We start from the raw sequence: 13,368 nt of genomic DNA, 5'->3' as shown, positions 1-13,368 counted from the left end.
GCTGCAGCATCGCCATCGTAATTCGAAGGAATCACAATGGCGATCTGCAAGACCCCCGCAATCCACTCGCAACCCGGGAATGATTAATCAAACGACATGTCTTCAGGATCATCCCAGATCAGGAGACGGATCGGTGTAGGGTTGTAGGCGTTGCACGGATTGTTCAGTTGCGGACAATTCGAAATCAGCACGACCACATCCATTTCAGTTCTCATTTCCACATATTTGAATGGGGCGGACATACCATCTGCAAACTCCAGGCCGCCGGCCTCCGACACGGGTACGTTCATGAAGAAATTGATGTTGCTGGGCAGGTCGCGCTTGCTCATGTCGAGATGCTCACAGACCGGTTCATGGGCCAGCGCATGCAGAAAGTTGTCGCGGCAACTGTGCATTGGAAATTTTTCCAGCCCGTACCGAACCGTATTGCTCTCCGCAGCGCAGGCCCCGCCTATGGTGTCATGCCGTCCGCATGTATCCGCCACGATGCTGAGCATGACATTGCCGAAGTTGGAATACAGCTTGCTGCCGGTGGTCAGATAGAGCTGCTTCTGGCGGCGGATGGTATCGGTTGCGCTGTATCGCTCAAAGGCGTGGGATGCGTTGTAGAACAAAGTGTCAACCGCCTGGTTACCCCCCAGATCGACAATGCGGAACACCTGTTTCTCTGTCAGCAGCCTGACCCAAGGCTCGCCCGCCGGGCAGACTTCGTCCACCGTTGCCGTTTCGGGATCAAGCCTGCTTTCCACAAATTGCTTCTTGCTCATGCCGCACCTCCATGACAAGCGTATAAATTCTGGGTATTCAGTAGCGCGCGCGCGTTCTCGGCAATGCGAGTGCAATCCGCTATTACCGACGGCGGCGTCAAAAAAGCTGCCAGATTGACCGCTCCGGGCTGATAGGTTTTTGAGGAATCAAGTGGGTGTGGTGCAGCAGATAACACCATCAGCGTATCCATTTCAAAACTCAGATCCACATAATCTCCTGCCTTGCCGCTGCCGGGGTGGAACGCCAGCTCACCGGATGAATTGGCGGTTACCTTGCTGAAGAAATTGATATTGGATACGACATCACGTATGCCCAGCCCCCATTTTCCCAATTCGATCAGCATGCCATCCAGTCCGTTGCGAAACATCTCGTTACGGCGCTCTTCGAACCGCGCCGTACCATATTTCTGGCGTATCGATTCGGCATCGCTCATGCCGCACACGGTATCGTGCCACCCGGCGGTATCTTCGGTAATGCAGCAGAAAATACGGCCCATATCCGAATGGCACGCATGTCCCCTGGTCAAACGGAACGTATGTTGGGTTTTGAGTGTATCGGCCATGTTGTAACGTTCCAGTTTTTCCTCCTGATTAAAAAATAGTACGGCAGCATTGGCTCGTCCTATCACGTCCACCAGGCGTAGTGTCGTACCCCGACGCACAATGCCAGACCAGTGGCACCCGCCGGGGATGTGCTGTTCCCAAATCAATGTGTCCGGTTGGTTCATGTTTTTCTCCTCATCGTAATAAATTTTCAATTGGATAAATTTCGAGAAGGCCGATATCGCACTTCATTTGGATAAAATCTTTTTTTCAAAATCTTTTTGCTGCGTTCGGGACATCAGGATATGAAGAGTCGTTATTCCCAGGATGCCGCCCAGCACCAGAGGCACCGCCCAGAGCTGCCACCAGGGTGCATTCGGAGCAACTGCGTAGGCACGCGGCCAAGCAATGTTGACGAATTCAAACACCGACCAGGCAAAGGCTACCAGGTTGATCAGCAGCCCCCAGATACCAAGCTTGAGCTCACCGAGAGCCGGATTCCAGCGGCCGGAAAGGCGGGCGTACAAGCCCACGCCGGTGGTCATGGAAAACATGGCGTAGAGTCCCCCCGTACCAAACGCAATCACCGTAGCCACGGCGCCATCATTCAGCCCGAACAGCAGCCCAAGCGCGGACATCGATACCGTGCATATCACCGCGTTGCGTGGCGTCTTGTCGGGCGCCAGCCGGCTCAACACGGCGGGCATATTGCCTTCGCGGGCCATCGAATAAATGATGCGCGACGTGTACTTCACCACAGATGCCCCGCAGGCCAGAAAGGCGATCATGACAATACCCAGGAATGGCTTCGCCGCCCACGCGCCGAAGCTGGCGATGATCACGGGTGTGATCGGGTCGGACGTCGCGCTGGCAATCAGCGTATCGCGGTCGAAAGCCAGCGTCAGCGCCGCGGAATTGAACAGCACGACTGACCCCACCATGCATAGCGAAAAGAAGACCGCGCGCGGCACCATGCGCTTGGGATCATGCGTTTCTTCGGCAATGGTGGAACAGGCGTCAAAACCGATAAACGCCCAGCCCGCGATGGCAAGTGCCGCCAGAAAGGCGCTGATCTCGTTGGGCGCCGTGCCCGTACCCAGATGCTGAAACAACTCCGAAAATGAATGCTGCCGAAAAAAAAGAAACAGCAACAGAGCCACACCCACGGACCCGATCATCTCCGCATAAACGCCCAGTGAAATGATCAGCTTGAAAATATTGATGTGCGCCAGGTTGATCAGCGTGCAGAGCAATAGAAATACTGCGCCCCACACCACCAGCCCAAGCCCTGTTTCACTCTCTGATCCGACGAAGAGGGAAAGCCAGACTCCCCCGGTATAGGCGGTTGTGGTCAGCATCGCAACCGTGGAGCTGACGTATATCACGCCAGCATATTTACCGGTGATGACACCACCGAGCTGATGCGCCCATTTGTAAGCGCCGCCAGCGATTGGAAACTGCGAGGAAAGCTCTGCGTAGACGGTGGCGACAAGCAATTGCATCACGAGGCAGAGTATCAGCGCGCCAAACCAGCCACCGCCTGTCACGACGGTTTGTACACCAATGATGGCATACAGGCCCACTACCGGCGAAACAACGGCGAAGCCGAGGATGAGGCTACTCCAGACACTCATGCTACGGTGGAGTTTATCGTCGATGACGGGCGTCGCTGCAGCAACGGTGGCAGGGGGGGGAGGCGTATACCGGTTCCCCCTCATTGGCATGATACCCATCCCGAGAGAAGCGGAACAACCATGCCTGGCCGATGATTCACGCGCCAACTCATGCTGGAGAAGCGCCGTTCGAGAGGCCCAAACAGGCCCCGACGCTATCAATTGCTGCAAAAAGAGGAAAAAAAATCGAAGAGAAGTGCATGACCGGTCTCCTTTATCAGCGGATCAAATTCCAAGAGTTAATGTATTACTTACATTATCTCCCGGGCTTTTATCCCTCCGTGGAGCCTCGTCACGACGAAGCCGGAAACTCTCGGACCAGACACTTTCAGCAGAAAGCCGGAACCCTAGTTTCGCTTTACTTCAACCGCGCTACACCGCGGCGTGTTTCTTTAAAGAAGTTGCAATTCAGGCGCAACTGTTTCAGGTAAAAAATAGTTTTACACACCTCATCCAAAAAAGCAATACTTAACCTTTGTATAAGCCCAGCTCGCCGCAGCAGCGGGCTTAGCTTGCTATCCCGTATTCTCGTTACATTGCTTTTTTACGCGCAACGACAACTCCATCACGAGTTGGATTTATAAAAGCATCAAACTCGGGATCGTTAAAGATGAGCAAATTGTGCTCAAGAATGGCTTCCGTCCAACCGGGAACAATATCGACATAATGCTCCAGCGCAACCCTTCCATGCCAAAGTACGTTATCAGCGATGTAAAGCCCGCCGGGGCGAATCCGGTCTCTAGCCATACGCCAGATCTGGGGGTAATCGCCCTTGTCGGCATCGTTGTAGCAAATATCGAATATACCTTCGGTCTGCACGAACGTCTCCTGCGCGATTCCAACATGGAAATCGACTCGCTGCGCTAAATCCGCAGACTCGAGATATCGCTCGGCCTTCTCTTTGTTGAGAGGATCTCCATCGGTACAAATCACTCGTCCATCTACACCCGCTGCCTTCGCAAACCAATAGGCGGAATAACCATAGCCGCTGCCGAATTCGAATATTCGTTTCGCATTGACAGTCATTGCCAGGGTTTCCAGAAAAACACCTACCAGGCGGCCTACGATAGGAAAATTGTTTTCCTCCGCTACAGCTTCCATTTCGGCCAGAACTGGATGATCGGTCTGGCTAACCAGGCTGCGCATGTATTTTTCAATTGCCGGATTAACCGGGGCTAATACGACGGGATTTGAAACGGTAGGAGATTGCATTTCGATGATTGCTCCTCAAGAAACAAACAGGAATGGAAACTGCCCGCTGAACCTGGATTCAATGATTGACTCTACGCTCAACGTAGGGAGGGGTCAACGGCAAGGACGGGTCAGCACATGGGGGGCCGTGCCCAATGGCGCATGCCTGTGGGTAAGCTTTTATATCGCCGAGGCCTTCAAATTCACTGTTATGTTATGTAGATATAAAATGGCGGAATCGATTAAAATCGGAGATCCATTCTGATCGCATGGAAACACAATACCCGGCACCACGAACGCGTATCCTGAAGGAATCATATTTGCTGACCAAACAAGGTGAATCACCGGCATTGGCAGGCAGAGCACCGCTGAGTAATATTGATGCCATTTGGTGTAGAATGTATTTCTTCCTTTCCAAATCGGGTTATCACATTTGGATCGCCGGTAGATGTACCTGCGCAATGTACCTGAAGTAAGGCGCCGCACTAATCTGTACAGTGCCGGTCAAACAGATAACGAAAAACCCAGTCGCATTGTTTCCGTTGGCGTGGGCCTCAGCAACTCTCACGCAAATCGGCTAAGGCAAACTGTTGCCTTGATAGCCTGAACCAAAATCCAAACTTGAAATGAGGATGAAATGAATAGCAGACCGCAAGTTGTACTAACGTCTCAGGATCTGGACCGGCTTGAAGCTTTGCTCGAGACTCTTCCAGCCAATGCTTTTCCCGCCAAGGAATTGCGAGCCGAGCTTGACCGCTCCGAAATCGTCGAGCCCGAGCAGATACCGCCTTCCGTGGTAACCATGAATTCAACCGTACGCTTCAGTATCGATTCTTCCGGCGAGGACTTCTGCCTGACTCTGGTCTATCCCAAAGACGTTGACGGCTCCGGCGACAGGATATCCATCCTCGCCCCGGTAGGCAGCGCCCTCCTGGGCCTCTCCACCGGGGATGAAATAGAGTGGCCGCGGCCAGGTGGAGGCATGATAAAGGTACGGATAGTGGAAATCGTCTACCAACCGGAACGCGAAGGAAAATTCTACCGTTAGAGCCTTGGAGCAACGCCCCGAATAGAACCAGAAGAAAGCAACAAGCACCGATAAACGGGCGGCAATAAACGCAGCGATTGCGCGGTATGTCAGCTTCACTTCAAACGCATCTCCATCGACGCCTGACCGATCCGCTGGATAACTGTTCATTTTTATCCAGCGGAGAAAGGTCGCATAGGGCGGCTCATTCACTTGCTTGACCCATCAGCCATACTCTCAGTCGGATTGATTTATTCGTACTGAGCAATGCGCGGCACTTGTTGCCGCCCTACGCCTTACCATGCCTTGCTGAAACTGAAATGACCCTGCGGAAACCTCGGGGTCCAGTGGGAGAAAGCGATGCCTGTCAACTGCTCAGTTGTTCAAAGGCTGCCCTGATTCTGCTATAGTCGCGGCCAATTTTTAATCTGAACTGAAGTTCGAAATAACCTCCACTATGACCCTGATCAGTTCCCCGGCTTCGGTAGCCACAAGCGCGGCCGTGCCAAAGATGCTTTCCATTCTATCCACCCCACTCACGCGCTCACCCTTATTGAAATTCTGCCTCGGGGCAAGCGCGCTGAGTTTGACGCTTCAAGTGTGGGCGGCGGATTCCCTATCGGCCGGCAGTACTGTAACGGCACCGGCTACCGCGTCAGCTTCAGCGACTTCAGAAACCTCGGCGGACCCAACCATCACGGCTCCATTCGATTGGTCGAAAGTTCCTCCTGTCACTGCTCCGTCGCGCCCCGGCCTGTTCTCGATAGCGCCATCCGGGCCGGGATATTACTCGCTCCTGGATCATGCCACCGGCAATCAACGCCAAACTCCGCCGGTCTCGCCTTACGCGCCCTATGCGCTCATGACCACACCGGCTTTTGATATCGATTTCCGTTACCTGGAAAAACCGGGGCATGAAAAGGATCTCTTCGACCCCATCAAGCGCATCCATATCGGCAATGACTTTCTTCTGTCGTTTGGGGGCAGCTTCTGGTACCGGTATATGCGGGAATCCGATGTCCGGCTGACTTCCGCAAATGATAATTACCATTTGATACGCAGCCGGTTCCATGCCGATTTCTGGTATCAGGACCGGGTCCGGCTATTTGCCGAGTTTCTGGATGCACGCAGCTTCGGCCAAGGCCTGACGCCACTTGCCACGGATGTCAACCATACGGACATGCTGAATCTTTTTGCGGATATCAAGATCGCCAGCATCAAGGACGGCCCGGCTTATCTGCGCGTCGGCCGCCAGGAATTGCTCTATGGCTCGCAGAGGCTGATCTCCACCCTGGACTGGGTTAATACGCGGCGCACATTTCAAGGTGTGAAGGGCTTCTGGCGAACCCCGACATTCGATCTGGACGCGTTCTGGGTACGCCCGATGAATACGGAAAGAGATGCATTCGATAACTGGGACACAAAGCGTGAATTCTTCGGCTTGTGGGGAACGTACAAGCCCATGAAGGGCCAACTGGCGGATTTTTATTTCCTGAGCCTGGCCGACAATAGGGATATGGCGATTGGAAGAAATAATGCGAGAGGCAATTCAATCGTGCATACCCTCGGCAGTCGAATTGCAGGCGACTACAACCGTTTTCTGTACGAGTTGGAAGGCATGTACCAGTTTGGCCAGTATTCCAATCAGGACATCTCGGCCTTTGCAGTCGCGTCCGGTGCAGGCTATCACTTCAAGGGAACGCCGATGAATCCCCAGTTCTGGCTGCGCTATGACTTCGCCTCCGGGGATAATAACTCGGCTGACGGCAGCCGCAACACGTTCAATCAGCTCTTCCCCTTCGGAAACTATTACCTGGGTTGGATCGATCGCGTTGGCAGGCAGAATATCCACGATTTCAATGCCCAGATCAATCTTCATCCCCAGCCATGGGCAACTTTCACAGCCCAGTATCATCGGTTCTATCTGGCAAACAAGCGCGACTTTCTATACAACGCCGCAGGCGCCGCTACCTTGCGAGATCCGACAGGTCAATCAGGCAGCTATGTCGGTGATGAAATCGACTTCCGTCTCAATGTGCACGTCGACCGGCACCAGGACATCCTGGTGGGGTATTCGAAGTTATTTGCAGGGAATTTTCTAAAGGCAAGAGCACCGGGCGTATCGCCTAGCCTCTTCTACGTTCAGTACAACTTCCGTTTCTGATTGGCCAGGAAACACGCAATCAATATGATTGCATGAGAAAAGATACATGGCTTCAGGATGAGTAAAAACGTAGGGCAATGGAATGGACACCTCCTACCTAGAAGGCATCGTAATGTGCCAGACTGAAGATTCCAACCAATCAGTCGAAGGAGGAGGTATGAAATGGATGTTACCTGTATTGGCATAGACTTGGCAAAGCAAGTATTTCAGATTCACGGTGTTGATCATCACGGCAAGGCAGTAGTAAAGAAACAGCTACGGCGCGGTCAGATGCTGTCGTACTTCCGCAAGCCGGCGCCGACTTTGATCGGCATGGAAGCCTGCGGTAGTGCCCACTACTGGGCACGTGAGTTGGGCGAGATGGGACACGACGCACGCCTGATGTCGCCGCAATTCGTCAAGCCCTACGTCAAGAGCGGCAAGAACGACGCGCATGATGCCGAAGCGATCTGTGAAGCCGTAAGCCGTCCCAGCATGCGCTGTGTTCAGGTCAAGAGCGTGGAGCAAGTGATGCAAGCGGAACACCGAATTCGCGCCCGACTCATCAAGGCGCGCACGGCACTCAGCAATGAGATACGCGGCTTGCTCGGTGAATTCGGCATTGTACTTCCCGCCTCCCTGACGAGATTGCGCCGAGCCATACCCGAACTGCTGGAAGATGGCGAGAATGGCCTGCTGAGTGATTTCCGCCGACTGCTCTGCCTGCTGGGGGAAGAATTGCGCAAGCTGGATGACAACATCAAAGAATACGATGCCCGCATTGCCCAGAGGGCGCGGGAAGACGAACGCATCCAACGGCTCCTGCGCGTAGAAGGAATTGGTCCGGTCGTCGCCAGCGCCCTAGTGTCTGCGGTAGGTAACGGAAAACAGTTTTGCAAAGGCCGGGACATGGTAGCTTGGCTGGGATTGACGCCAAGCCAGCATTCCAGTGGCGGCAAGAGCCAATTGGGGCGCATCAGCAAACGCGGCGATAAATACATACGCATGTTGCTGATACACGGCACACGAGCGGCGCTCAAGGCGGCGGAGAACAAGGAAGACGCCCGTAGCCGCTGGGTGACGGGGCTGGCGAAACGGCGCAACAAAAACATCGCGACGGTGGCACTGGCGAACAAGAACGCCCGTATTGCATGGTCAATCCTGAGCCGTGAGGAAACGTATCGAGCAGCGGTATAACAGTAGGCAGTTCCAGGAAAGTTTAGCAGGAGATATCAAACAACGATTGGGTAGCAAAACGAATTGATGGCAAACAGGTCAGACCGGCGTAAGTGACTCAGCTTATTGTGTTGGCTCACTGGCGAAGCAACAATCGACAAAGCCGCTAGGGCGATTTGAGACTTACGCGCGAATTCCATCATGGCTCGGGTAGCTCGCTACCCAACAGGAAGCCGGATATACGGAAGCAGTTGAACCAAAACCATCAACACGGGTTGCTTGCAAAACGGGAGGTGTCCATATACGCAATAAGCAACGCGCATTGCGCCGTATGAAAATGTTTAAAAAACCTCGTTCACTTCACCAAAGTTGAAAATGCCCGTGAGGGGAGCATGCCATCCGGCACAGCCTCATAGCGTGCCCCCGTCATGATCTGGACTATCAAGATATCCTGTTGTGATGCTCAATCACCCTCAAACTCGCATAGGGCAAATACCTTCAGCCCCTGATTTTCCAGACGCGACCTGCCGCCGATATCCGGCAGGTCGATAACGAAACAGCATTCCACCACTTCGCCACCCATTTCCTCTATCAGCTTAGCAGCGGCCTCCGCCGTTCCGCCAGTCGCAATGAGATCATCCACGAGCAACACCCGATCGCCTTTCTGAATCGCATCCACATGAATCTCGATACGGTCGCTCCCGTATTCCAGTTGATAATCGCGGCCACGTGTTTCAGCAGGCAGCTTGCCTTTTTTTCGTACTGGCACAAAGCCTATGCCAAGCTCGTAAGCAACCGGCGCCCCAATGATGAAACCTCGCGACTCGATCCCGGCAACCTTGTCGATCTTTATGTTTTTATGACGCGCAGCTATTTCCTGAATGGTGGCGCGTAAACCCACCGGGTCTTTCAACAGTGTTGTGATATCCCGAAACATGATGCCTTCATGAGGATAATGCGCGATAGTGCGAATGCGGGATTTAATTTGCATAAGAAGTCCTGTTTTTCTGATTTTAGTTTCTTCGACACCCGGGAATCTACGTCCCGTCATAGCGTGGCGCTCCGCTATTCGAGTAAAAATGATGAACTCTTCAATTTGAGAAGCGGGACATGAAAACAGCTATAAATTGGCAATAACGCAGTTCGCATTATGGTTTTTCGAGAGCAAACGGCGTTAATCCTTTATAATACCGGAAAAGTTGCCGGAAACACCGTTCTGGTTTATTCTTTGCGCCCCTTGCCGGTTCCGGCAGATGATTTTGTATTCGGAGAGATGGCCGAGTGGTTTAAGGTACACGCCTGGAAAGCGTGCGTACGGCTCAAACCGTACCGAGGGTTCGAATCCCTCTCTCTCCGCCACTAAGTCTTAGCAATATTGAATAATAAGTTTTTATCCGGAACGGTGCCGTGTGTACGCGGGCTGGGACACCACATATCATTCTCTATTTTTTTCTCAGTCTCAATAACTCCCTTATTTCGGGCTTCATTCCCGAGCATTCTCAGTGTGCAGTTAATTCTTAATAGTTTTTTAACCAAGCATCCGGTGAGAATGTCGTACTGACTTGCCACTTGGCAGTCGTCGCACGGAAATGGTTCGTGTGGAAGGAAGTGCCACGGCATCATCTTCGATCATGTCTCCGATTTATATTTGGTGATAACTCTCAGACTGATATCGGTATGAATCGGCTGCGTAACGATGGCCGGTTATTAAGGTGCCGACCGATAGTAACGGAATAATATAGAACTGAGGGACTGAGGGAAAGCTGGAATTAAATGGGAGACCTCAGGAAACAAACCCTAACAGCTTTCTCTGCTCACTCCAATCGATAGGCAGCGGCACGCAACGCAACAGGGAATCCGCGCTCAGTGTATCAGGCTGCTGCCCCTGCAATATCGCCTTAACGATATCGGGCGCCAGGAATGCCAGATAGATCACTCGTGTAACATAAGAGCTCGTGATTTCCTCCTCATTTGCAATCGCCAGCATACTTTTGGCCTTGCCCGATCTCAGGCGGTCGAACCAATCATAGGCTCTGATTAGCAATTGCACCAGCCGCGGGTCGGGTGCCCGATGAATCCCATGTCCCGGCACAATCAGCCGCATGGCTAAGCCAGTGCGCTTGAGCTTTACTGGCAGGATGAGTGTGTGCATATCCTGATCGTTCTCCGATGAGCCTGGCACTAAGCCTGGTCCGGATTCTCTCGTTTGGATAGGGTGATGCGTCTCTCCTTCGTGCTGGCCGAATGTGCCTATACCTGCGCAGGCATTCGTAATACCTGATTCTGCATCGCTGCACACGACCGGAACTTCGCTCGGCCGATCCGGACTCGACCAATCCGATTTCTCCTCTTCGTCATACAGAATCACATTCAATCGGACACTTATCTGTAGATGATCAACACTGACAATAATTTTTTTTACTAGAGCCTGCAGCAGGTGGATAAGCCCAGCATTGCCGAGGTGCACAGGCTCCATGGAGACAGTTCTGGCAGAAGGTGATCTGCGGGATGCTGATTCCGGGAAGACAGATAATTGTTCATGACCGAAGGTAGCTAATTCTTGACTATGAGTTCGATTGCCGGAGATGACTTTCCCATCATTGCCCTGCTTAGGGCTAGCGGTTACCGATTCAGGAGCTTTGAGCTGCTTTGCCAGTCTATGCGCCCGACGCAGAATGGCATGAACCTGATGAGCATCGGTGATACGCCATTCATCCAATAGGCTCAGGATATCCGTATCCTTTCGTAGGAATTCTATCAAACTGTGAATCACTGCCTGTTCCAGCTCATGAGCCGGTATCCTTAGTGCATCGGCTGCCTGACCCCGGCAGTTCTGAATCAGACTATCGGAGACGTAATAGCGGTAACGGCGGCTGCCCTTCTTGCTGTGGCTGGGAGTCAGTCGATTCCCGTGTTCATCCCATACCAATCCGGCAAACAGGCTCGGGGATTTGGCTTTACCACGTAGTTTATTTCCCTGCCGGTTGTCTGTCAGCTTTGCCTGTACCGCATCCCACACCATCCGGTCGATGATCGGCGCATGCTGCCCCGGATAGGTCTTATCCTTATGGGCAATCTGTCCGATATAGATCGGATTGGACAGAATCCGGTAGAGGTGACCGCGGCTAAAGGGCCGGTTGCCGCTTTGCCCTGATCGCTGACTGATGCGGGCTGGCGTCATTAATCCACGCCGGTCCACCTCAAGCTTCAAGCTGCTCACACACCCGAGGTTGAGGTAAAGATCGAAGATATCTCGTACCAGCTGCGCGCCATCCTCATTGATCACCAGGCTACGGTCCTGCGGAATATAACCCATCGGTGGACTACCGCCCATCCACATCCCTTTGGCCTTGGATGCCGCGATCTTGTCGCGGATGCGTTCACCGGTGACTTCGCGCTCAAATTGCGCAAACGACAGCAGAACATTCAGGGTCAACCTTCCCATGGACGTGGTGGTATTGAATTGCTGGGTGACCGAGACAAAAGATACCTCATGGGCATCGAACAATTCCACCATCTTCGCGAAGTCGGCCAGAGAGCGGGTAAGACGGTCCACCTTGTATACCACCACCACGCGAATCTTCCTGGCGACGATGTCACGCATGAGTTGCTTCAGGCCGGGACGTTCCATATTGCCGCCCGAGAAACCTCCGTCGTCATACGTCGTGTCCAGCGCTTTCCATCCCTCATGCCGCTGGCTCTGGATATACGCCTCGCAGGCTTCCCGCTGGGCATCAATGGAATTAAAGCTTTGTTCTAATCCTTCCTCGGAGGATTTGCGGGTGTAGACCGCGCAGGCAACCGTGCGGGAAGCAGAGCCTTGCCGAGAAGCGGAGCCATGGCGGGAAGCAGAGCGACGCCGTGAATCAGAACTGTGTTGAGAGCCCGAAAGGTGATCGCTCATGCAATCACCCCAAAGAAGACTTTGCCGTTCCAAGAAGTGCCGGTGATGGCTCTGGCAATAGCTGAAAGACTGCGCCAGGTTTTACCTTCATAGGCAAAGCCGGTATCGAGTACCGTGACCTGATGGCTCACTCCCTGCCAAACACGGATCAGGCGAGTACCCGTAGCAAGCTTTAATCCTGGTGAGATACGACGCAGTTTGCGCCGCATCTCACCATCCAAACCACCGTAGGCTTGGACTTGCACATGCCAGCCGAGGGTGCGCTGTATCATTTCACTGCGGATATGCCGGGGGGCAACATGGCCGAAGGCAGATTGCCAGCGCTCCAGCAGGGTTGTCCGGTCAAGGGTTCCCAATTCGGCCAAAGATTTACCGATATCCATCATTTAGTTATCTCTGCGCTGTCTGTCCCGGCCACATTCACTGCCGGCTTGATACGGTAGATCCGCTTGCCATCCTGATTGGCTTGGCAGATCACGGCGAGGCCGAGCCGCTTGCGCAGCACTCCTGAGATCACGCCACGTACCGAATGAGCTTGCCAGCCGGTGGCCTGCATTAAATCAGCAAGGCTGGCTCCGGCAGGCTGATGCAGTAGCTCAATCAACCGGGATTGTTTGCTGGGCGAAGCAGGCTCGCCGGAGTGGACAGTTTGGATGGGAGAAGTAACTTGACTGCTATGAGCCGGTAGGCTGGTTTGAAGGACCGGATCAGTCTGTGCGGCCATGGATGACGGTGGTGCGGGGATAACTAAGGGTAAGACCGTTCTGGGTTTTTGCGGAGTTTTTTGTAGAGGTTTTTGGTGGACGCTGCCGCCAATAGTTGGATCGGAAGGGTAGCCCGTACTGCGAGGAGACTGTTTTTGGGTTGCTCGTTTTCGGGTAGATCGCCGAACGGGGGTTGATTTATTACCTAAGCGCGGGACCGATGGAATGATTCGGGTAGAT

The 13,368-nt window shown here is 53.3% G+C and carries 11 protein-coding genes, 1 tRNA gene and 1 riboswitch; of the genes, 4 read left to right on the top strand and 8 right to left on the bottom strand.

What is annotated here, in order from left to right:
* Positions 1–83: 83 nt before the first annotated feature.
* The 4 genes from KJS40_RS04685 to KJS40_RS04670 all read right to left on the bottom strand — a co-directional run bounded on the left by KJS40_RS04685 (position 84) and on the right by KJS40_RS04670 (position 4,195).
* Positions 84–767: an urea amidolyase associated protein UAAP2 gene (locus KJS40_RS04685; RefSeq protein WP_213539258.1), complete on the bottom strand. Its 684-nt coding sequence runs from the start codon at positions 765–767 to the stop codon at positions 84–86.
* Positions 764–1,495 (bottom strand): urea amidolyase associated protein UAAP1, encoded by a 732-nt coding sequence (locus KJS40_RS04680; RefSeq protein WP_213539257.1) that lies wholly within the window; start codon positions 1,493–1,495, stop codon positions 764–766. The genes KJS40_RS04685 and KJS40_RS04680 overlap by 4 nt, the downstream gene beginning before the upstream one ends.
* A gap of 63 nt (positions 1,496–1,558) precedes the next feature.
* The gene (locus KJS40_RS04675) at positions 1,559–3,028 is read right to left on the bottom strand and encodes an APC family permease (protein WP_213539715.1); all 1,470 of its coding nucleotides are present in this window, start codon (positions 3,026–3,028) and stop codon (positions 1,559–1,561) included.
* Between the two features lie 213 nt (positions 3,029–3,241).
* Positions 3,242–3,345, bottom strand: a riboswitch (guanidine-I (ykkC/yxkD leader).
* 169 nt (positions 3,346–3,514) lie between these two features.
* Positions 3,515–4,195 carry an O-methyltransferase gene (locus tag KJS40_RS04670; RefSeq protein WP_213539256.1) on the bottom strand — a complete coding sequence of 227 codons (681 nt, stop codon included), beginning with the start codon at positions 4,193–4,195 and terminating at the stop codon, positions 3,515–3,517.
* A gap of 616 nt (positions 4,196–4,811) precedes the next feature.
* Here KJS40_RS04670 and rnk point away from each other — a divergent pair.
* The 3 genes from rnk (at position 4,812) to KJS40_RS04655 (ending at position 8,541) form a co-directional block, all read left to right on the top strand.
* On the top strand, positions 4,812–5,222 hold the full coding sequence (gene rnk / locus KJS40_RS04665) for a nucleoside diphosphate kinase regulator (RefSeq protein WP_090458878.1): 411 nt from the start codon (positions 4,812–4,814) through the stop codon (positions 5,220–5,222).
* A 436-nt stretch (positions 5,223–5,658) separates the two neighbouring features.
* Positions 5,659–7,365, top strand: coding sequence for an alginate export family protein (locus tag KJS40_RS04660; RefSeq protein ID WP_244859696.1), 1,707 nt, complete (start codon positions 5,659–5,661; stop codon positions 7,363–7,365).
* Between the two features lie 162 nt (positions 7,366–7,527).
* A complete protein-coding gene (locus KJS40_RS04655; RefSeq protein WP_213539255.1) occupies positions 7,528–8,541 on the top strand; it encodes an IS110 family transposase in 1,014 nt (337 codons plus the stop codon).
* A 442-nt stretch (positions 8,542–8,983) separates the two neighbouring features.
* On the opposite strand, the gene KJS40_RS04650 is transcribed toward KJS40_RS04655, so the two are convergent.
* Positions 8,984–9,511, bottom strand: coding sequence for an adenine phosphoribosyltransferase (locus KJS40_RS04650; protein WP_213539254.1), 528 nt, complete (start codon positions 9,509–9,511; stop codon positions 8,984–8,986).
* Between the two features lie 276 nt (positions 9,512–9,787).
* Between KJS40_RS04650 and KJS40_RS04645 the strand changes: the two genes are divergently transcribed.
* Positions 9,788–9,879: transfer RNA gene (locus KJS40_RS04645), tRNA-Ser, on the top strand.
* A gap of 424 nt (positions 9,880–10,303) precedes the next feature.
* Here KJS40_RS04645 and KJS40_RS04640 read toward each other — a convergent pair.
* From KJS40_RS04640 to KJS40_RS04630, 3 genes are read right to left on the bottom strand one after another with little or no spacing between them, the layout of a single operon-like run.
* Positions 10,304–12,424: a recombinase family protein gene (locus tag KJS40_RS04640; RefSeq protein WP_213539253.1), complete on the bottom strand. Its 2,121-nt coding sequence runs from the start codon at positions 12,422–12,424 to the stop codon at positions 10,304–10,306.
* A complete protein-coding gene (locus KJS40_RS04635) occupies positions 12,421–12,807 on the bottom strand; it encodes a DUF2924 domain-containing protein (RefSeq protein ID WP_213539252.1) in 387 nt (128 codons plus the stop codon). The genes KJS40_RS04640 and KJS40_RS04635 overlap by 4 nt, the downstream gene beginning before the upstream one ends.
* Positions 12,807–13,028 (bottom strand): DUF3489 domain-containing protein, encoded by a 222-nt coding sequence (locus KJS40_RS04630; RefSeq protein WP_213539251.1) that lies wholly within the window; start codon positions 13,026–13,028, stop codon positions 12,807–12,809. Before KJS40_RS04630 ends, KJS40_RS04635 begins: the two co-directional genes overlap by 1 nt.
* Positions 13,029–13,368: the final 340 nt, after the last annotated feature.

Origin of the sequence: Nitrosospira sp. NRS527 (assembly GCF_018406445.1) — a bacterium.
Classification (GTDB): Bacteria; Pseudomonadota; Gammaproteobacteria; order Burkholderiales; family Nitrosomonadaceae; genus Nitrosospira; species Nitrosospira briensis.
This window is presented reverse-complemented; position numbering and strand designations above follow the sequence as displayed.

What these genes read in the sequence shown, in the direction of transcription:
- KJS40_RS04650 (WP_213539254.1), bottom strand. Translation starts at nt 9,511, where the DNA reads ATGCAAATTAAATCCCGCATTCGCACTATCGCGCATTATCCTCATGAA.
- KJS40_RS04670 (WP_213539256.1), bottom strand. Translation starts at nt 4,195, where the DNA reads ATGCAATCTCCTACCGTTTCAAATCCCGTCGTATTAGCCCCGGTTAAT.
- KJS40_RS04680 (WP_213539257.1), bottom strand. Translation starts at nt 1,495, where the DNA reads ATGAACCAACCGGACACATTGATTTGGGAACAGCACATCCCCGGCGGG.
- KJS40_RS04685 (WP_213539258.1), bottom strand. Translation starts at nt 767, where the DNA reads ATGAGCAAGAAGCAATTTGTGGAAAGCAGGCTTGATCCCGAAACGGCA.
- KJS40_RS04640 (WP_213539253.1), bottom strand. Translation starts at nt 12,424, where the DNA reads ATGAGCGATCACCTTTCGGGCTCTCAACACAGTTCTGATTCACGGCGT.
- KJS40_RS04655 (WP_213539255.1), top strand. Translation starts at nt 7,528, where the DNA reads ATGGATGTTACCTGTATTGGCATAGACTTGGCAAAGCAAGTATTTCAG.
- KJS40_RS04660 (WP_244859696.1), top strand. Translation starts at nt 5,659, where the DNA reads ATGACCCTGATCAGTTCCCCGGCTTCGGTAGCCACAAGCGCGGCCGTG.
- KJS40_RS04635 (WP_213539252.1), bottom strand. Translation starts at nt 12,807, where the DNA reads ATGGATATCGGTAAATCTTTGGCCGAATTGGGAACCCTTGACCGGACA.
- KJS40_RS04675 (WP_213539715.1), bottom strand. Translation starts at nt 3,028, where the DNA reads ATGAGGGGGAACCGGTATACGCCTCCCCCCCCTGCCACCGTTGCTGCA.
- rnk (WP_090458878.1), top strand. Translation starts at nt 4,812, where the DNA reads ATGAATAGCAGACCGCAAGTTGTACTAACGTCTCAGGATCTGGACCGG.